Origin of the sequence: uncultured Xanthomonas sp., from assembly GCF_964278005.1 — a bacterium.
In the GTDB taxonomy this organism is placed as follows: Bacteria; Pseudomonadota; Gammaproteobacteria; order Xanthomonadales; family Xanthomonadaceae; genus Xanthomonas_A; species Xanthomonas_A sontii.
In genome coordinates this window covers 345,800-365,108 of the sequence record NZ_CAXYKF010000023.1, presented here as the reverse complement: position 1 = coordinate 365,108, position 19,309 = coordinate 345,800, and the positions used below count along the sequence as shown (strand labels likewise).

General features: G+C 69.6%; 13 protein-coding genes. 2 read left to right on the top strand and 11 right to left on the bottom strand.

Annotation, left to right across the window (positions count from 1 at the left end; all coding sequences use genetic code 11):
* Positions 1-39: 39 nt before the first annotated feature.
* Both ACHWVH_RS15905 and ACHWVH_RS15900 read left to right on the top strand, forming a co-directional pair.
* Positions 40-1,785: an XVIPCD domain-containing protein gene (locus tag ACHWVH_RS15905; protein WP_394687535.1), complete on the top strand. Its 1,746-nt coding sequence runs from the start codon at positions 40-42 to the stop codon at positions 1,783-1,785.
* 317 nt (positions 1,786-2,102) lie between these two features.
* A complete protein-coding gene (locus ACHWVH_RS15900; protein WP_043094693.1) occupies positions 2,103-4,085 on the top strand; it encodes a sigma-54-dependent Fis family transcriptional regulator in 1,983 nt (660 codons plus the stop codon).
* Between the two features lie 444 nt (positions 4,086-4,529).
* On the opposite strand, the gene ACHWVH_RS15895 is transcribed toward ACHWVH_RS15900, so the two are convergent.
* From ACHWVH_RS15895 to ACHWVH_RS15845, 11 genes are all read right to left on the bottom strand, one after another.
* A complete protein-coding gene (locus ACHWVH_RS15895) occupies positions 4,530-6,926 on the bottom strand; it encodes a TonB-dependent receptor (RefSeq protein WP_394687534.1) in 2,397 nt (798 codons plus the stop codon).
* A 17-nt stretch (positions 6,927-6,943) separates the two neighbouring features.
* Positions 6,944-8,053 carry an S-(hydroxymethyl)glutathione dehydrogenase/class III alcohol dehydrogenase gene (locus tag ACHWVH_RS15890; protein ID WP_043094692.1) on the bottom strand — a complete coding sequence of 370 codons (1,110 nt, stop codon included), beginning with the start codon at positions 8,051-8,053 and terminating at the stop codon, positions 6,944-6,946.
* 53 nt (positions 8,054-8,106) lie between these two features.
* A complete protein-coding gene (locus tag ACHWVH_RS15885; protein WP_394687533.1) occupies positions 8,107-9,120 on the bottom strand; it encodes a beta-propeller fold lactonase family protein in 1,014 nt (337 codons plus the stop codon).
* Entirely contained in the window at positions 9,117-9,695 is a 579-nt protein-coding gene (locus ACHWVH_RS15880) for a cytochrome c (RefSeq protein WP_267084148.1), read from the bottom strand. The genes ACHWVH_RS15885 and ACHWVH_RS15880 overlap by 4 nt, the downstream gene beginning before the upstream one ends.
* A 77-nt stretch (positions 9,696-9,772) precedes the next feature.
* The gene (locus ACHWVH_RS15875) at positions 9,773-11,479 is read right to left on the bottom strand and encodes a quinoprotein dehydrogenase-associated putative ABC transporter substrate-binding protein (protein ID WP_394687532.1); all 1,707 of its coding nucleotides are present in this window, start codon (positions 11,477-11,479) and stop codon (positions 9,773-9,775) included.
* Between the two features lie 38 nt (positions 11,480-11,517).
* A complete protein-coding gene (locus ACHWVH_RS15870; RefSeq protein ID WP_267121994.1) occupies positions 11,518-13,530 on the bottom strand; it encodes a methanol/ethanol family PQQ-dependent dehydrogenase in 2,013 nt (670 codons plus the stop codon).
* A gap of 405 nt (positions 13,531-13,935) precedes the next feature.
* The gene (locus ACHWVH_RS15865; protein ID WP_017914832.1) at positions 13,936-14,574 is read right to left on the bottom strand and encodes an HAD family hydrolase; all 639 of its coding nucleotides are present in this window, start codon (positions 14,572-14,574) and stop codon (positions 13,936-13,938) included.
* Positions 14,575-14,579: 5 nt separating this feature from the next.
* Positions 14,580-15,299 (bottom strand): hypothetical protein, encoded by a 720-nt coding sequence (locus ACHWVH_RS15860; RefSeq protein ID WP_017910020.1) that lies wholly within the window; start codon positions 15,297-15,299, stop codon positions 14,580-14,582.
* On the bottom strand, positions 15,296-16,315 hold the full coding sequence (locus tag ACHWVH_RS15855) for an alpha/beta fold hydrolase (protein WP_394687531.1): 1,020 nt from the start codon (positions 16,313-16,315) through the stop codon (positions 15,296-15,298). The genes ACHWVH_RS15860 and ACHWVH_RS15855 overlap by 4 nt, the downstream gene beginning before the upstream one ends.
* Before the next feature lie 33 nt (positions 16,316-16,348).
* Positions 16,349-16,699 (bottom strand): cupin domain-containing protein, encoded by a 351-nt coding sequence (locus ACHWVH_RS15850; protein ID WP_267084152.1) that lies wholly within the window; start codon positions 16,697-16,699, stop codon positions 16,349-16,351.
* A gap of 419 nt (positions 16,700-17,118) precedes the next feature.
* Complete coding sequence (locus ACHWVH_RS15845; RefSeq protein WP_153750636.1) at positions 17,119-19,059, bottom strand: M1 family metallopeptidase; 1,941 nt, start codon at positions 19,057-19,059, stop codon at positions 17,119-17,121.
* Between the last annotated feature and the right edge of the window lie 250 nt (positions 19,060-19,309).

The following is a 19,309-nucleotide window of genomic DNA, read 5'->3' as shown; positions in this document are numbered from 1 at the left end:
AGCGTCTACAGGGACAACACACCATCGGGGAACAGCGACATGTCCGATCCAAACACCGCCCCCACCGCGGCAACGCCGCAACTCACCGACGCGCAACTCAAGACCTTGGGCTACTTCGCCATCGGCGTGGCCTCGGAAGGCAGCCTGGGCCCCAAGAATGTGGCCTATCACCTGTCGTTCGCCGGATCGGTCGAGGGCAACACGCTCAAGCCGGTGGCCAACAGTGGCTTCAGCATCGGCACGCTGCAGACCGACCTGGGCGCACATCCGGACGTCGTCCCGACGCTGGTGGATGCCTACCAGACATGGGCCGCCCGGCAGACTCCGAGTCTGGCGCTGTCGGAAAACCAAAGAACACAGACGATCTCCGATCTGCAGCGCAATGGCGATGCCATCCGCGCGGACAACGGCCGCGCACCCGATGCAACCGTGCTCAAGAACCTCAATACCTTCCTGGCCTCCGATGCAGGCGTGCAATTCGTGCACGATCGCGACCGCACGCAGATCGACCATCTGATGCGCGAAGGCGACGGCAAGAAGGACCATGGCGGCGCGCTGCACCAATTGCGCCAGACGGAGTTGTACAGGAACGCGAGCCTGGACGACCAGGCCAAGTACGCCACCGTGCTGATGAAGCTGGAGAACCAGGCCGGTAAGAGTCAGTATCCGAAGATCCTCAAGGGCATCAACGACGGCAGCCTCGGCAGCGTCGAGGACGTAGTGAACAAGGTCGACGCGCTGCTGCCGAACAAGACCAACAAGAAAGGCGAGGTGGTGCCCGACTACATCGAGAGCGGCGTCCACCACGCGCTCGCAGGTACCGAGGTGTTCAACAAGCTCCGTGCGGCGCAGCCCGGGAATCCCCTGCATGACGCTTTTGCGGCGGTCTCCGCCGACCCATTGCGCAGCCCCGTCGACCTGAAGGGCGATACTGCCCACGCGGATGCGCTGCATCAGTACAACGCGACCAAGACCCTGTTCCTGCAGAACGGCCAGTCGCCAAAACTGATCAGCGCCCTCGACCAGGACAGTGCGTTCGGCTACAACCTCAAAGGCCGGAACGGCAAGACGGTCGCGCAGTCGTCGAGTCTGTTCGGCGCGGACAACGATGTGGTCGTCTTCGATGGGAACGGTCACGGTACCGCCTTCGTCGGCGGCAAGTGGAGCGCGGTGCAGCGCGACGAGGTCAAGCGCGTCGGCAATGCCGATCAGAGCGTGGATCTTCAACTGCGCAAGGACGGCAAGAGCGAAACGCTGCTGCACGTACCGACCCCGGCGCAGTTGCGCGAACGCAGCGAGCAGCAGCAACCGCAAACGCCTGCGCCGGATCGCACCCCGGCGTCGGCGCCCGGCCCGAACGACGCCAGCCACCCGAATCATGCGCTGCTCGAGCAGATCCGCGAGGGCGTCAGAAGGATCGACCAGGATCTGGGCAAACCGTACGATGCGGCCAGCGAACGCCTGAGCCGTGCTGCGTTGGCCGCTTGCCGGGACAATGGCGGCCCCGGCAACGCGCCGCTGGCGTCGAACGCACTGGAACGCGCCGATCGCGTGGCGCTCACCGAGAAGGGCCATCTGGTGGTGGTCGAAGGTGAACAGCGCGACCCGGCGCAAAAGCGCGCCAGCGTGGATGTGCAAGTGGCGCTCGCCACTCCGGTCGAGCAGTCCGACCAGCGACTGCAGGCCGCGAACCAGGCGATCGACCGCGAACGGCAACTCACGCAACAGCAGGAATTGGCGCGCGAGCGGGACGCACCGAGCCGCAACGGCCCGGCACTGGCATAACCCGACTTCGGCGGGGCGCATGCGGCAGCGCGCAGCGCGCCGTCTGTGTAGCAGGCGGTGCGGTGCGGCACTCGATTCGATTCGCACCGTCGCCGTTCCCCCCGCGCGACGGTGGATGCGGATGCACTACGACAGGGCGCTGTCGGAGCGCGGCGTGTCCTGCACGCCCACCGACAGTCATGATGGAGCGAGGATCCCAGCGCGACCGGGGGATCGACGGCGGGCGACGCCATCGCTTTGCTGCACTGCGGGTTGAGCCCAGGCCTGGTTTGTGCGTCACTTGCGCAAGGGCCCCTGGGGGGGACGAGAGCGCGCCCATGTCCGAGTCGACTGTCGCCAGCCTCGCGCAAGCCAAGGTCGTCGCACCATCCGCCGCCGAGGCCGACTGCGCGCCGCTGGCGCGCATGCGCCATTTCCGCCAGATCGAGTCCTTGCCGCCGGCGCTGGCACGCTCGTGGCGGCGCTGCCTCGACGAGTACGGCCTGGCCCCGGACACCCACCCCTCGCCGATGGTCCATGACGACGGTGAGTTGCGCGAGCGCCAGCAGCGGCTGGAGGCGCTGCTGCGCATCGCCAAGGTGGAGATGGAAAATCTCTACGAACAGATCGCCGGCGGCAGCTACGCGGTGGTGTTCGCCGACACCGAGGCCACGGTCCTGCACAGCGTGCAGGATCCGGCGCTGCTGCGTGCGTTCCGCGAGACCGGGCTGTTCTGTGGCGCCAGTTGGGCCGAACGCTACCAGGGCACCAACGGCATCGGCACCTGTGCGGTGGAGGGCAGTGCGCTGAGCGTGCACCGCGGCGAACACTATCTGGAGCGGCACCTGCCGTTGTCCTGCAGCGGCGCGCCGATCCTGGACCCGCAAGGCCATCTGCTGGCGGTGCTGGACGCCTCCACGCCCGACGCACGCGACACCAAGCTGGTGCAGCGGCATACCGGCGCGCTGGTGCGCATGTCGGCGGCGCAGATCGCCCGCGCGTACTTCCTGGAGCAGTACCGGCATGCGTGGATCCTGCGCTTCCACAGCCGCCCCGAGTTCGCCGGCCTGCTGCACGAGGCGCTGATCGCGGTCGGCGGCGACGGCCGCGTGCTGGCGGTCAACGAGGCCACGCTGGAACAGCTCGGCAAGCCCGACCGTTCGCCGCTGGTCGGGCGCGACATCGCCCAGGTGATGCAGCTGGATTTCGACACGCTGGAGCAGCGCGCGCGCAAAGACGCCAGTACGTTGTGGTCGATCCGTTGCGCCTGCCACGGCCGCCGCTTCTTCGCCCTGGCGCAGCCACCGCGTGCGCGCAGCGCTGCCGGCCGAACGCGCGCCGCGGGCGAGGACGGCCAGGCCGCGCGCGCCAACGATCATGTCGGTTCCGATCCGCGCATGCTGCACAACCTGGACAATGCGCTGAAGCTGGCCAAGCACCGCGTGTCGATCCTGCTGTGCGGCGCCACCGGCACCGGCAAGGAAGAGTTCGCCAAGGCGGTGCACCGCAGCTCGCCCTGGGCCGACCGCCCGTTCGTGGCGGTGAACTGTGCGGCGATCCCGGAAGCGCTGATCGAGAGCGAGCTGTTCGGCTATGCGCGCGGCGCCTTCACCGATGCCGCGCGCGAAGGACGCCACGGCAAGCTGTTGCAGGCCAGCGGCGGCACCCTGTTCCTGGACGAGATCGGCGACATGCCGCTGCCGCTGCAGACGCGCCTGCTGCGGGTGCTGGAGGAACAGAGCGTGACCCCGCTGGGCAGCGACCGCGCCGTGCCGCTGGAACTGCACGTGATCAGCGCCAGCCACCGCGACCTGGCGCAGATGGTCGGCAGCGGCGGCTTCCGCGAGGACCTGTACTACCGCCTCAACGGCGTGGTGCTGCACCTGCCGCCGCTGCGCGAGCGCAGCGACAAGGCCGAACTGATCCGCACCCTGCTGCGCGAGGAGAGCGGCGAGCAGACGGTGCGCATCAGCGAGGACGCCCTGCACAAGCTGCTCAGCTATGCCTGGCCCGGCAACCTGCGGCAGCTGCGCAACGTGCTGCGTACCGCGGCGGTGCTGTGCGCCGATGGCGTCATCCGCATCCCCAACCTGCCGCAGGAAATCGTCGACGCCGACAGCGGCCCATGCCTGCTCGGCGACGATGCGCATGCCGGCGACGGCATGCCCGGCCGCGTCGCCCTGGACAGTGCCGAGCGCAGCGTGCTGCAGCAGCAGCTCGAGCGTCACCGATGGAACGTCAGCCGCACCGCCGATGCGCTGGGCATCAGCCGCAATACCTTGTATCGCAAGCTGCGCAAGCACGGGTTGGCGACGGCTTGAGTGGCGGCGGCATCGCGATTCAAGGGGTTTGCTGCGTGTCGCGAATGAAGCCCCGCCTGTCGCGTCTTGCCATTCGGTAGCGGCGTGAGTGCTGTGGGGTATTGGCGTCCCAACCGTTGAGGCGGCTGGAGGATGCCGGGCTTCGATGTCGCGGCTGAAGCCGCTTCCTACGACAACCGTTTTTACGACAACAGCTTGCGGGTCGCTGAGATCGCACACTGCGGAAGGGACTTCAGTCCCGACTGCGGACGGAGCCGGATAGTTTCGTCCGAGGTCGCGGCTGACGCCGCTCCTGCAGGAAGCCCTGCGCCGGTGGCCAAGCGCGAACCCAGGCAGGAGCGGCGTCAGCCGCGCCAGTCGCCCGCGCCGGCTGGCGTGCAGCCGGGTGGACACGGCGGATGGCACGCGCCGAGCGGTGCCACCACACGAACCGCAAAGCGCCCGCTAGAAGCGCCAGCGCAAACCGACCTGGTATTGCCGCGGGGCGCCGGGGGCGACGAAGCGCGAGGGGCCGTCCTCGACCGCAGCGTCCTGCGGGCGCGCCAGGGCGCCGCCCGGGAACAGGTCCTCGGCGATCGCCGCATACGTCTCGTAGCGGCGGTCGAACACGTTGTTGACCCGCAGGTACAACGACAGGCCTTCGGCGAGTTCCCAGGTGCCGTGCAGGTCGAGCAAGGCATAGCCGCCGGTGGACAGGTCGTGGCGCGCCGGCGCCTCGCCTTCCTCGGGGTCCTCGACCAGGCCGTCCTCGTTGCCGCTGGCCACGCGCCGCGACACCGCGCGCAAGTCGGCCCCCAGCGTCAGTTGCGCCAGCACCTGCCAGTCCACGCCCAGCTTCAGCGTGTTGCGCGGCAGGCCGGCGATGCGCGTGCCCGGCCGCAAGGTCACCGTGCGCTCGCCGGAGAGCAGTTCGCCGGCGCTGCGGTAGGTGGCGTCCAGGTAGCTGTAGCCGGCGAACCAGCGCAGCGCGCCGTGGCTGCCGCGGTAGCTGAGGTCGGCTCCCTGATAGCGGGTGCGGTCGACGTTGTCGAAATAGCCCTGCTGGGAATTGGGTGCGCGCAGGAACAGGATGTCGTCGCGGTTGTCGGCGCGGTACAGCGAGGCGTTCAGCGTCTGCGCCGGCGTCGGGTTCCAGCGCAGGCCGAGCTCGTAGGTGCGCGAGACGATCTGCTCCAGGCGCGGGTCGGCCTGCAGCCCGGTCGGCAACCGGCACGGCTGTTCCGGGTCGGCGCAGCCGAGTTCGATCGCGGTCGGCGCGCGGCTGTTCTGCGAGGCCGAGGCGAACGCGGTGAAGCCGTCGCCCAGGCGCTGGGTGATGCCCAGCGAGGGATTGGCCTTGGCGAACACGAAGCGCTCGCGCGGCAGCACGCCGTCGTCGGCGGTGGACAGGGTGTTGGCGACGGCGACGCGGTTCCAGCGCAGCGCGGCATTGAGGTGGGTGGCCTCGCTCAGCTCCCAGGTATCGGCGGCGAACAGGCCCAGGGTGCTGCTGCGCCCGTCGACGCCGGAGAAGAACTCCCGATCCTCGTCCGGATCGGCGACCACCGAGCGATCGTCCTGCACGAACGCCTCCTGCTCGTACTGCCGGTAGCGCACGCGGTTGCGGTCGTAGGTGGCGCCGATGCTCAGCGCGTGAGCGCCGGCCTGGTGGCTGAGGTTCAGTGCCACGCCCTCGGCGTGCTGGCGCATCTGCGTGGTGTTGAGCACGCCGCTGTGCAGCGCGTCGGCATCGGCGCGCGACACCGTGCAGCCGGCGTCCAGCGGCGTGCCGTCGGCGGCGTAGCCGTCGGCGCAATCGTCGACGAACTCTTCGTAGTCGTCGTTGATGTCGCCGTTGACGGTGTCGCGCTGCCCCTGGCGGTAGTAGGCGAGCAGATGCAGTGCGGTGCGCTCGTCGAAGCGATGGTCGAACTGTCCGGTGAGCAGCGTGTTGCGGTTGCGGGTCAGGTCCGGCGAGGTGTAGACCGCGGCGCGATCGGCCTCGTACAGCCCCGGCTCGGTGCCCTCGTCGGTGTAGCGATAGCTCGGCAGCAGGCCATTGCCGACCAGGCGGCTGCGCCCGTGCAGCAGCGACACGTCCCAGTCGGTGCGCTCGCCCTGCCGCCCAAACTTGCCGAATACGGTGCCCAGGCGGCCGGCGGAGGCGTCGCGCCAGCCGTTCTCGTCGAAACCGGTGGCCGCGACGAAGGCATGCAGGCCGTCGGCACCGGCGTAGCCGTAGGACGCATCCAGGCGCTTGCGCGCGCCGCTGCCCACCGACAGGTCGGCGCGCAGGCCAGGCGCGGTCAGGCCGGACTGGGTGGTGAAGGCCAGCGCGCCACCCAGCGTGTTGGGACCGAACAGCGGGTTGGAGCCCGGCATCAGCGCGACGCTGCGGATCGCCGCCTCCGGCATCATGTCCCAGCTGACGATGTCGGCGAACGGCTCGTTCATGCGCACACCGTCCAGGTACACCGACACGCCCTGCGAGGCGCCCGGCAAGGCCGAGGCACGGAAACCGCGGAAGGTCAGGTCGGTCTGGAACGGGCTGCCCTGCACCTCGTTGGTGTCCACGCCGTTCATTTCGCGCAGCAGGAAGTCGGTGAGGTTGCCGGCCTGGCTGCGTGCGATGTCGTCGGCATTGGCGGTCTGCACCGTGTACGGCAGCAGGTCGGCATCGATCAGCGTGCCGGGGATCGGCGTGGCGGTGACCTCGACCCGGTCCAGCGCGGTGATCTGCGCGTCGTCGGCGTTGACCGTGGTCTGCGCGTGCGCCGGTGCGGCGAGCAGGCCGATGGCGGTGGCGACGGCCAGCGCGAGCAGGCTCGGCGGCGGAGTATGCGGTCCTGGGGTGTGGGTCATGCCGGTTCCTTGAGGGCTCAGTAGAGAACGATCGATTTGATGCCGCGGCCGGCGCGCATCGCCTCGAAGCCGCGGTTGATGTGGTCCAGCGGCAGGGTTTCGCTGATGAGTTCGTCGATGCGGATCTCCCCGGCCAGGTAGCGCTCGGCATAGGCCGGCAGCTCGCTGCGGCCCTTGACCCCGCCGAACGCGCTGCCGCGCCAGGCGCGGCCGGTGACCAATTGCAGCGGCCGCGTGCTGATCTCCTGCGCGCTCGGCGCCACGCCGAGGATGATGCTTTCGCCCCAGCCCTTGTGGCAGCACTCCAGCGCCGCGCGCATCGCGCGCACGTCGCCGACGCAGGCGAAACTGTGGTCGGCGCCGCCGTCGGTGAGGTCGACGATGACCTGCTGCACCGGTGCGCCGAAATCCTTCGGATCCAGGCAGTCGGTGGCGCCCAGCGCGCGCGCCAGCGGGAACTTGTCGCGGTTGATGTCGACCACGATGATGCGTTCGGCGCGCGCCATCACCGCGCCCTGCACCACCGACAGGCCGATGCCGCCGAGCCCGAACACCGCCACGCTCTCGCCCGGACGCACCCGCGCGGTGTTGAGCACGGCGCCGATGCCGGTGGTGACCGTGCAGCCGAGCAGGCAGGCCTTGTCCAGCGGCGCGGCCGGATGGATCCGGGCCACCGCGATCTCCGGCAGCACGGTGTACTCGGCGAAGGTGCTGGTGCCCATGTAGTGCAGCAGCGGGCGTCCATGCAGCGAGAAGCGGCTGCTGCCGTCGGGCATCAGCCCGCGGTCCTGGGTGCTTCGGATCGCCTGACACAGGTTGGTGCGGTTGGAACGGCAGTACTTGCACACGCCGCACTCGGGCATGTACAGCGGGATCACGTGATCGCCCGGGCGCACGCTGGTGACGCCGACGCCGACCTCCTCAACCACGCCGGCGCCTTCCTGGCCCAGGATCACCGGGAATGCCGCATCGGCATCGGCACCGGACAGGGCGATGTCGTCGCCGTGGCAGATGCCGCTGGCGACCATGCGCACCAGCACTTCGCCGGCCTTGGGCGGCTGCAGATCCACCTCTTCGATGGCCAGCGGCTGGTTCGCCGCCCAGGCGACCGCGGCTCGCGTCTTCATTCCGGCTCTCCCCGCCTCCCGTCGCGGCGCCCAAGAGCGCCGCTCGCCTCACCTCACTGCGCCACGATCACACCCCATGGCATCTCGCCCACCGCGATCTGCTTGATCTCCTTCATCGCCGCCGTGTCGATGACACTGACGCTGTTGGAACGGCCATTGGCCACGTACAACTTTTTGCCGTCCGGGCTCAGCGCCGGGTTCCAGGGCCGCTGCCCCACCGGGATCTCCGCCAACGCACGGCGCGCGGCCGGATCGATCACGCTGACCGTGCCGGCGCCATTGGACGCGTACACGCGGCTGCCGTCGCGGGCGATGGCGATGCCGGCGGTACGCTGCCCGGCCGGAATGCTGGCCACGCGCGTGCGCGCCGCCAGGTCGATCACGTCGACCACGTTGGCCGCTTCCTGCGCCACGTACGCCGTCTTGCCGTCCGGCGCGAACGCCATGCCGCGCGGATGCCCGCTGGTGGCGATGACGCCGGTGGACGCGCCGGCCTTCAGGTCGATCACGTCCAGGTCGTTGGAGCCTTCGTTGCTGGTCAGCAGCAGCGCGCCATCCGGCGTGTAGACGCAGTGTTCCGGCGCCTGCCCGCGAGTGGCGATGTGCGCGCCGATGGTGAAGCTGGCCGGGTCGATCAGCATCACCTGGTTCTGCCCCTCCACGCACACCGCCAGCTGGCGGCCGTCCGGCGACGCGGCGACGCCTTCGGCGTTCTCGCCGATGTCGACGCTGCGCAGCACCCGGTCCTGCACGGTATCCAGGTCCAGCAGGCGATGGCCCTGCGCGTCGATGACGTACAGATGCCCGGGCGGCCCCGGCACCACCTGCTGCAGGCGCTTGCCGAGCTGGCCCTGCGCCGACAGCGTGCGCACCACGCGGTCGCTGCCGGTGTCGATCACCGAGATGGTGCCGCTGCGCTGGTTCGGCACGTAGGCCAGCGCCGCGGCCGCAGGCGCCGGCGCGGCCGCCGCCGCATCGGCTCCCGCCGTCGGCGCGGCGGTGCGCTGGCACGCAGCAGCGAACAGCGACAGCGCGACGACGGCGGACAGGCGCAACGCTTTCCTCATTGCGTGGCGCCTGCGGTCTTGTTGATGGAATGGATGAAGGCCAGCAGCTTCTCGGTATCGCCCGGCTTGAGCACGGGACCGAACGGCGGCATCTGCCCGACCACCTTCTCGTGGCCGATCCGGGTCTTGCCATGCGCGGTCATGCCGGCCGTCCCTTCGGTGATCAGCGTACGCAAGGTGTCGTCGTCGCTGCCGTACACCCAGATGTCGTTGGTCAGCGGCGGACACATGCCGCCGCCACCGGTGCCGCCGTGACAGGCGGTGCAGCCGGCGGAGTTGAACAGCGCCTTGCCTTCGGCGACCAACTCCGGGGTGACCTTGACCGGCGGTCCCTTCGGAATCGGCGTCACCGCCGCAGCGGGGGCCGGTGCGGCGGCAGGAGCAGCGGCGGCGGGCGCGGTCGCCGCCGGCGCAGAGGCCGGTGCAGGCGCCGGCGCCGCAGCCGGCTCGGGTGTGGCCGCTGGCGCGGCGGGCGTCTCCTGCTTGCCGCAGGCGGCCAGCAACAGGAGCGAGGCGAACAGGGACACGGGCAACAGCACGGAGACGGCACGACGACGGACGGAAGCAGAGCGCATGGGAGCAGAACCTTTGCGGAGTGCACGATGGGAGGAGCAGGCCGCGCGAGCGGCGTGTACGGAACGGCGGAAAGCGGTCATTGCGTGCGTCGGTGCTGGGCCTCCGTCAGCAGGTGGGCGAGTTCGGCATTGCCGCGTTGCTGGGCCAGCGCCGCCGGGGTCTTGCCGTCGGCGTCGCGCGCATCGGCGCTGGCGCCGGCGGCGAGCAGGCGCCGGGCGCTGTCCTCGCGGCCGGCAGCGGCGGCCAGCATCAACGGCGTGACGCCGGCGCGGTTGGCACGGTCGGCTTCGGCACCGCGCTTGAGCAGCAGATCGAGGATCTTCGGGTCGTTGCGCGCCACCGCGAACATCACCGGGGTGAAGCCGGCCGGATTGGCACGGCGCACGCTGGCACCCGCGGTGAGCAATGCCTGTACCAGGTCGGCGTCGGCGTAGGAGATGGCCAGGTCCAGCGGCGTCCAGCCGTCGGCGGACACCGCCTCGACCTTGGCGCCATGCGCCAGCAATTGCGCGGCGCTCTTGCCGTCGTTGGACCAGGCCGCCTTCATCAACGGCGTCCAGCCATTGCTGTCGCGGTTTTCGACCTTGGCGCCCGCGGCCAACAGCTCGCCGACCAGCAGCGGCGCCTGGTTGCGGATCGCCTGCTGCAGCGGCGGCTCGCCGAGCAGGTTGGGCTTGTCGGCGCTGGCGCCATGCCGCAGCAGCCACGTCACGCGCACGCCATCGCCGGCATCCAGCGCGTGCGCCAACTCCTCGTTGGGATCGGCGCCACCGGCGATGCGCAGCTGCAATTGCGCCAGCATGTCCGACGAGGCCTGCGCGCTCGGCGTGTCGTCCTGGTCGTCGGGCACCGCATAAGGTCCGTGCGAGCGCAGGTTGCCGGCGACGATGCAATCGGCGCAGGCCACCAGCGGCACGTGATAGTCGCGCAGGATCGCGTCGATCTTGCCGGCGCTGCGCTGCATCGCCGCGTTCAGCGCATCGCGCAATGCCGCGTTCTTGCGCGACACCGCCCACGCCATCGAATATTCCAGCACCTCGTTGTCGATGACGTTCAGCGGCACCAAGCCGAGGCCGCCGCGCGCGGCGTAGTAGCCGGCCACCGGTCCCCAGGATTCGGCGGCATCGAGCTTGCCGGCGGCGACCTGCTCGGCGAGCTTGCCGGGATGTTCCTGCGGCGCACTCGCCGAATCGTAGAACAGGTACTGCACTTCACCCTGCACGCCATGGTCGAACAGCGCCTGCCGCGCCGGCGAGCTCTGGAACACGCCGACCTTGAGCTTTTTCAGCGCCGGATCGTCCAGCGAGGCAGGACGCAGGTCCAGGCCCTTGCGGGTGACCAGCACATAGGTGGAGCGATACAACGGGCGCGTGGGCAGGCCCATTTCAAAATCGCTGTTCATGTCCATCAGCACGTCGCAGCGCCCGGCGTTGATCGTGCTGCGCGCCAGGCCGCGCTGGTAGTAGCTGCGCCACTCGTACTCCAGGCGCCGGCCCATCTCCGCGGCCACCACCTGGGCGATCTTGTTCTGGAAGCCCTCGCCTGCACGATCGGACAACGGCATGTTGCCGGGATCGGCACAGACCCGCAGCACCGGCGCATCGGCCGACAGCGTCGTGGCGGGCGCGGCGGATGCCGGTGCCGCAACGGCGGGCGGGGCAGCAGGAGCGCGAGCCGTCGCGGACGACGGCTCGCGCGTACAGCCCGCGGCGACGAGTCCGAGGCTGCACAACAGCAACACGGCGCGCGCGCCCGCAGGCAGGCGCCGCGAGGCGGGTGCCATCCGGCACCCGCTCGCACCCTGGACGCGGCGCCGCCGGCTCATCGCACCGTCTTGGCGGCGACCGCCGCGCTGCCGCCACCGGCGGCCGCGGTGGCGGTCGTGGTGGGCGTGACGGTCTTGCCGGCGCCGTCGATGCGGAAGGTGTGCACCATGCCGCCCAACGGGATCTTGTCGAAGCCGTTGCTGAAGGCCAGGCCCGCGGCACCCAGCGCGCCGTACGGATCGCCCGGATCCAGGCCGGCGGCGACCGGCAGGCCGATCCAGCCACCGATACCCGAGAACACCGCCACGTACTGGTGGCCGTTGGCCTTGTAGGCGATCGGATTGCCGATGACGCCGGAGGGCAGCTTGGTCTCCCACAGTTTCTTGCCGGTGTCCTTGTCCACGGCGCGGAACCAGCCGTCCAGCGTGCCGTAGAACACCAGCCCGCCGTCGGTGACCAGGGTGCCGCTCCACACCGGGAACTTCTCCTTGATCTCCCACTTGGACTTGCCTTCGACCACGTCGAACGCCTTGACGATGCCCAGTGCGCCCGGCTCGTTGGGCTTCATCAGCACGTTGGCGAACACGTACGGCAGGCCCATCATGGTGTTGCCGCGCTCCTGCGGGTCGAGCTCCATGTGCCAGTTGTTGGTGCCGCAGAAGAACACCGCCGAATTGGCCGGATCCACCGAGCACGGCTGCTGGTCCTTGCCACCCATCGCCGACGGGAACGCCTCGACCTTGCGGCCGCGTTCCAGCGGCGAATGCGCCGCGACCTTGACCGGGCGCCCGGTCTTCATGTCGATGCGCTCGGCCCAGTTGGCCGGCACGAACTTGTTGGCGCGCAGCAGCGTGCCGTCGCGGCGGTCGAGCACGTAGGCGAACCCGTTGCGGTCGAACTGCACCACCGACGGCACCTGCTTGCCGTCGATGGTCAGGTCGACCAGGATCGGCTCGTTGATGCCGTCGTAGTCCCACTGGTCGAACGGGGTCTTCTGGTAGCCCCACACCGCCTCGCCGGTGTCGATCTTGCGCGCGAACAGGGTCATGGACCACTTGTTGTCGTACTCGCCGGTATCGCATTCCTTCTGCGTGGTCTTGCCGCAGCGGTACGACGGGCTCCACAGGCCGGGATTGCCGGTGCCGTAGTAGACCAGCTTGAGTTTCGGGTCGTAGCTGTACCAGCCCCAGGCCGCGCCGCCGCCGCGCTTCCAGCCTTCGTCGGGGTAGGTCTTCTGGCCGAGGTCGCCGAGCTGGCCGTGCTGCGGATTGGCCTTGTTGAAGTCCGGGCCGAGGCAGATGTCCTTGTCGGTGCCGGTGGCTTCGCAGGACCAGGCCTGCTTGCCGTCGGCCAGCGCGTACGCGGCCACGCGCCCGCGCACGCCGAACTCGTTGCCGCTGATGCCGGCCACGACCTTGCCGTCGGCGATGATCGGGGCCATGGTGATGGTCTCGCCCTTCTCGGGATAGGCGAGCTTCTGCTTCCACACTTCCTTGCCGGTCTTGGCATCGAGCGCGATCACGTCGCCGCTGAGGCTGCCGAACACCACCTTGCCGTCGGCGTAGGACGCACCGCGGTTGACCGTATCGCAGCAGGCCACCGCCACCGCGCGCTCGTCCTGCTGCGGGGTGTACTTCCACAGCACCTTGCCGTTGTCTTCCTGCGACAGGTCGATCGCGAACACGTTGTTCGGATAGGCGCTGACCATGTACATGGTGCTGCCGATCACCAGCGGCTGGCCTTCGTGGCCGCGGGTGGCGTCGGTCTTCATCTCCCACGACATCTTCAGGTTCTTGACGTTGTCGCGATTGATCTCGGCCAGCGGGCTGTGCCGGTTCAGGCCGAAGTCGCGACCGATGCCACCCCAGTTGTCAGGGTTGGCGGCATTGCTGGCGAACTCGCTGTCGGTATCGGCAACCGCGGCCGGCGCGGCGGCCGGCGGCTGCTGTGCGGCGGCCGGTGCGGCCGGCGCCGGAGCCTCTTCCTGCTTCTTGCAACCCGCCAATGCCAGCGCAGTGGCCAGCGCGAGCAGCGTACAAGCCTGGGTACGACGTGAATGACTGTGCATCGTTCTACTCCCCTCGTTGAAGAGCCGCGTCACTTCACCTATCGGCGTGTGCCACGGAACCTGAAGCGTGGATGTATACGAGCAACGTCCATGCCATCGCGGCGCTGCGATGCAACATCCCTTGACGTGCGGATCACGACGCCGGTTGTCGTCGCGGAGACGCCCACCAGCGCGGTCGAGGGTGTCTCGGAAACGTGACACTTTGCGCCACACGGTTGCATCGGACGTGGCGCAGTGTGAGCACATGTGCCGGTGGCACACCCTGCGCCATCGCTGCGCTTGCCACACTGGCGCACACGGATGCGCACGGCGGGGCGCGCGACGGGGAGTGCGCATCCGGCACGCCTGCACCGATCTCGCCAAGGAGGGTCCGGCGCGCGGCGGCGGTCAGCCGCCGCGCAGCAGTCAGTGCGACTGCGGCCCGACGCGGTCCTGCCACCACGCCAGCAGCGCGGCGCAATCGGCGAAATGCAGGTCGGCCAGCGCCGGCCAGGGATTGTCCGGATGCAGCAGCACGGTGGTGGCGCCGGCATGGCGCCCGCACTGCAGGTCGTAGGCGTGGTCGCCGACCATCGCCAGTGCCTGCGGCGCCACGCCCCAGTGCTCGGCCAACTGCAGCAGGCCGCCGGGATGCGGCTTGGGCGGCGCCTCGTCGCGGCCGAGGATGGTGACGTCCTCGAACAGGTCGTCGACCTCGATCTCTTCCAGGGTCAGCTGCGCCAGCTCGCGCGCGTTGCGGGTGAGCACCGCCAGCCGGCAATCGGCCGCGTGCAGGGTGCGCAGCAGCGCCGGCGCGCCGTTGGCCGCGGTGGCCTCCTGGGCAAGCACGCGCTCGTGCTCCAGCAGCCAGGCGTGCTTGCTGGCGCGCTGCGCATCCGGCAGCGCCGCCAGGTGCTGCAGGATGTCGGCCTGCGGCGGGATCTGCAGTTCGCGGCGGATCAGCGCGAAATCGTGCACGGCACGGGTCAGGGTGCCGTCCATGTCGAACACCCAGTGGCGCACCTGGCACAGCGCCTCGGCCGGCGGTGGCATGGCGGCATGCATCGCGCTCAATCCCAGCCGGGCATCTGCGCGCCGTCCAGGCCGCCGGTCTCGAACACCGCGGTGCGGGTGCCGCCGGCCTTCACCGGGAAGGTGATCTGCAGCACCGTGGTCTTGCGCGCCAGCTTCCACAGCGCCTTGTCGTCGCTGATGAACATGGCGATGGCCTCGTCGGTCTTGGGCCGCCAGGCCGCGGCCGCGTGCGGCGGCGCGTCGTCGGCCTTCAGTTCCACCTTGCAGCCGCCGGCGCAGCGGAAATCGCCGGACTGCAGCACGAGGTAGGCGCTGCGCTTCCATTCCGGATGGTCGCGGAACACCAGTTGCACCGGCTTGGGCCCGCTGCCGTCCACATCGACCTTGTCGCGGCTGTACAGCATCGCCGAGCGCTGCACGCCCTTGCCGGCCGGCACCTGCGAGTACTGCCAGGCCGCCTGCATGCGCCGCAGCTCGCGCGCCGCTTCGCCCTTGGCCTTGACCTCTGCGTAGCCGGGCTGGATGCGTTCGGCCGCGTCCGAGCCGGGGTACTGCTGCAGCAGCGCCGCGCCGTGGATCCGGGCCAGGTCCCAGTTGCCCGACTTCACCGCGGCGTCGTACTGCTTGGCCAGGTCGTCGGCCGCCTGCGCCTTGGCCTGCGCTTCGGCCGCGGCCTGCGCCTTGCGCTCGGCCTCGTGATCGCCGCAAGCGGCCAGGGCGACGGCGCACAGCGCGCCGAGCAGGATGCGTTTCATCGTGGGGTTCCTCGTTGGATCAGGGTGTCGATGGCCTGCGCGACCTCGGCGGGCTTCTCGACGATGGACATGTGGCCGCTGCCGTCCAGCAGTACCTGGATCGCCTGCGGCAGGCGTTGCGCGTACAGCGCCAGCGCGCTGGCGTCGATCACCGCGTCCTGCACGCAATTCAGCAGCAGCGCCGGCTGGCGAATGCGCGCGGCCTCCTCGAACGGCAGGAACGCCTCCTCGCCGCGGCCGATGCGCGCCAGCACCTGCTGCTCGAAATCGGCCTCGCGGCGACGCCAGGCCACCACCGACGGCACCGCCCAGCGCGGGATGCGCGGCTTGGCGCGCTCGAGCAGGAACACGGTGTCGATGTAGCGCTGCAGCGATGCGGCATCGTGCACCGCGAACGGATTGTGCCCGTCCAGCACCGCCTGGCCGAAGACGTTGTCGGCGAAGCGCACGCCGGCGGCGTTGAACAGGCCGACCCGGTCGAACACCGCCGGATGGCGCGCCGCGGCCAGCGCCGCGATGCCGCCTCCCATCGAATGCCCGAGCAGCACGCATTCGCTGCCCGCACGGCGCGCGCACTGCATGGCGAACGCGGCCACGCGCTCGGCCTGCGCCACAAAGCCGTAGTCCTGCCCGGCGATGCGCTGGCTCTCGGCCCAGCCGGGCAGATCCGGGATCACCAGGTGATAGCGCGTGCCCAGCGCGCGCGCCAGCGGCAGCCAGTTCTCCTTGCTGCCGGTGAAGCCATGCACCAGCAGCAGGGTCGGCGCGGCGGGATCGGCCGCGGCGCGCACCAGATAGGTCCAGGTGTGCCCGGCGACCTGCGACTGGCGCCGCCGCAGCCCGCTGCCGCGGCGCTGGCGCAGGCTCTCCAGGCGCACCAGCAGGAAGGGATCGCGCGCCACCAGCAGCGCCCCGATCGGCATCGCCACGAGCGCCACGCACAGCAGCGACACCAGCAACGCCAGGGCGCCAGCCAGCAGCAGCAGCATCATCAAGACCAGGGTCGCCATCACCATGGGGACACCGGAGCGCGCAGGTCGCTCATGCGCTCACGCCACCACGTCGGCTTCGCCGAGATGGAGGGCCAGCCACACGGTCGGCTGCCCGGGATCGGTGAAAGTCACCCAATGCGGCGTATCGGCCGGGATGAACAGATGGTCGCCCGGCGCCAGCGCGACCTCGCGATCGCACAGCGCCACCCGCGCGCGACCGCGCAGCACCAGCACCCATTCGTCGTGCGCCTGCAGGTACGGCGACTCCTGCGGCGTGGTCTGCCCGTGCGAGACGATGCGCTCGACGCGGCAACCGGAGCGCCGGAGCAGTTCGGTGAAGATTTCGCCACCGTGGGCATCGGGCAATGCGTCCAGCAAGGAACCGGACAGCACGGGCGCGTCGGTCATCTCAGCAGCCCCTCGGGAGGCGCATGCAGGCCCGCGCGCATCGGCGCCGGCAACGACCTGCCATGGCACTGGCGCTTGCAGCGGAGACCGGGGCGGCGGTGGCGAACGATGTCATGCGCGCATGGACCGAGGACCATCGGGACTGCCGAGGATATCGCGAATGCGTGGCAGCAGGTCGTGCTGATCGACGGCGTTGCGTGTGGAATCCGTTAAGGCGGCACTGCACAGGCACGCGCCTCATGCCGGCGGCGCATGCGACGCCGCAGATGACGACGTCCTGCAACGCAGGCGCGGCCATGCCACCACCATCGCACTCTCCACGCGCGACGCGATGGTCGCAACACGCCGGCCGCACACACGCACACGGCGCCGGGAGTGCTCCCGGCGCCGTGTGCGCGGTCTTTCGCGGGCGACTTGCGTCAGTGCGCGGTGCTGCCGGCCTTGGCCTTGTCCAGCATGTCCTGCACCGACACCGTGGTGATCGGGTGGTAGCCGGGCTTGGCCTTGGCGAACACCTCTTCGGCGAAGGCGAGCCCGTCCGGCGTCTTCACCAGTTCGGCGTAGATCGGCAGGATCAGCTTGCGGCGGCCGACGCGGGCGATGAACTCGCCGGCGGCCGGGCGCGCGTCCACGTAGCCGCTGCGGATCGCCAGCGGATACCAGCGCATGGCGATCTCGCCGTTGGCGGTGCCGGTGAAGTGGTAGGCGTCGTCGAGTTGCTTGAGCTGCGCCGGGGTCAGCTTCTCGCCCAGGCCGCTGAGGAAGCGCGTCCACTCCTGGGTGCTCCAGGCATCGGTCACCTGCTTGCCCGGCAACGTGCCGCTGCCGGTCCAGGCGATGCGCGCGGTGTCGACCATGGCGAAGTTGCGCGAACGCGCCTTCTGCGCGAACGCCGGAATGCCCGGCTCGTCCAGCCACGCATGCAGTTCCTGCGCGGTCACCGCGTTCGGCTTCTTGGGCAGCAGGTGGGTCTTCAGGTACTCGACGAACTGATCGGTGTTGGCGCTCTGGAACGCGTGGTCGTCGAACCAGCCGCGCAGGAACGGATCGAAGGTGTCGCGACCGAAGCGCTGCTCCAGGAACTGCAGGAACCATGCGCCCTTGACGTAGGCGACCTGGCTCAGCGCCTCGTCCGGATCGCGCTCGGTCAGCGCCGGCAGCGCCAGCGCCTGGTCGGCCGGGCTCATGCCCTTCAGTTCGGCGAGCAGGTCGGTCTGGTCGATCTCGCGCTCCATCTCCGCCGCTTCGGGGCCGTACAGCGCCTCGGTGATGCGCGCCTGCACGTAGGTGGTGAAGCCTTCGTTGAGCCAGATGTCCTTCCAGCTGGCGTTGGTCACCAGGTTGCCGGACCAGCTATGCGCCAGTTCGTGCGCGATCAGCGACACCAGCGACTTGTCGCCGACGATCACCGTCGGCGTGGCGAAGGTCAGGCGCGGATTCTCCATGCCGCCGAACGGGAACGACGGCGGCAGCACCAGCATGTCGTAGCGGCCCCAGCGGTACGGACCGTACAGCGTCTCGGCGGCCACGATCATCTTCTCGGTGTCCTCGAACTCCTTGGCCGCCTTGTCGACCATCGCCGGCTCGGCCCACACGCCCGAACGCGCCGAGATCGGCTTGAACACCAGATCGCCGGCGGCGATCGCCAGCAGGTAGGACGGGATCGGCTGCGGCATCTTGAAGCGGTAGTCGCCGTTGCGCACCGCCTTGGGATCGTTGTCGGCGCTCATCAGCACCATCACGTCCGGACGCGAGACCACGTGCGCGCTGTAGGTGAAACGCACGCTCGGCGTGTCCTGCAGCGGCACCCACGAACGTGCGTGGATCGCCTGCGACTGACTGAACATGAAGGGCAGCTTCTTGCCCTCGGTCATCGACGGCTCCAGCCACTGCAGGCCCGAGGCGGTCGGCGCGGTGTGGTAGGTGATGCTGATCGTCTGCGGCTGCGTCGGCGCCTCGATGGTCAGCTTGCTGCCGTAGATCTTGTCGGCCGGCGCCAGCGCGTACTGCAGCGGCGCCTGCTGGCCCTTGCCGTCGTCGGCCTGCACCTTCTCGATGGTCAGGTCGCGCGTATCCAGCACCAGTTGCTTGGCGCTCTTGTCCTTCCAGTCCAGCGTGTAGGTGGCGGTGCCGCCGATCTGCTTGCTGTCGAAATCCAGCTTCAGATCCAGCGCCAGATCCTTGATCACGACCTTGGACGGCTCGGCGTAGGAGGTCTCGTCATGGCTGCGGTCGGCCGGCTTGGCCGCGGCGGGTGCCGGCTTGGCGGCAGTGGCGGCCGCATCGGGCGCGGACGCTTCACGGGAACACCCGGACGCGATCACCGCGGCCAGGGACAACAACAGGAACGGGGAACGCATGGCAGTAACCGGTTCGAGGAAAACTCGCAGTCTACCGGAAGGCCGGGATTCGGGATTCGGGGGTGGGGATTCGCAACGGGAGTGCGGCGCGCGCTGACGAATCCCGAATCTTCAATTCCCATCCCGGCTCCACTCAGATCTTGTCGCCGAGTGGATCGCCACGATGCCGCCCGCAAGGTTCCTGTAGTGGTTGCGGGCGAAGCCGGTTGCTTCCATCCTTGCCTTCACGTCCTGCGGCGAATGCTTGCGC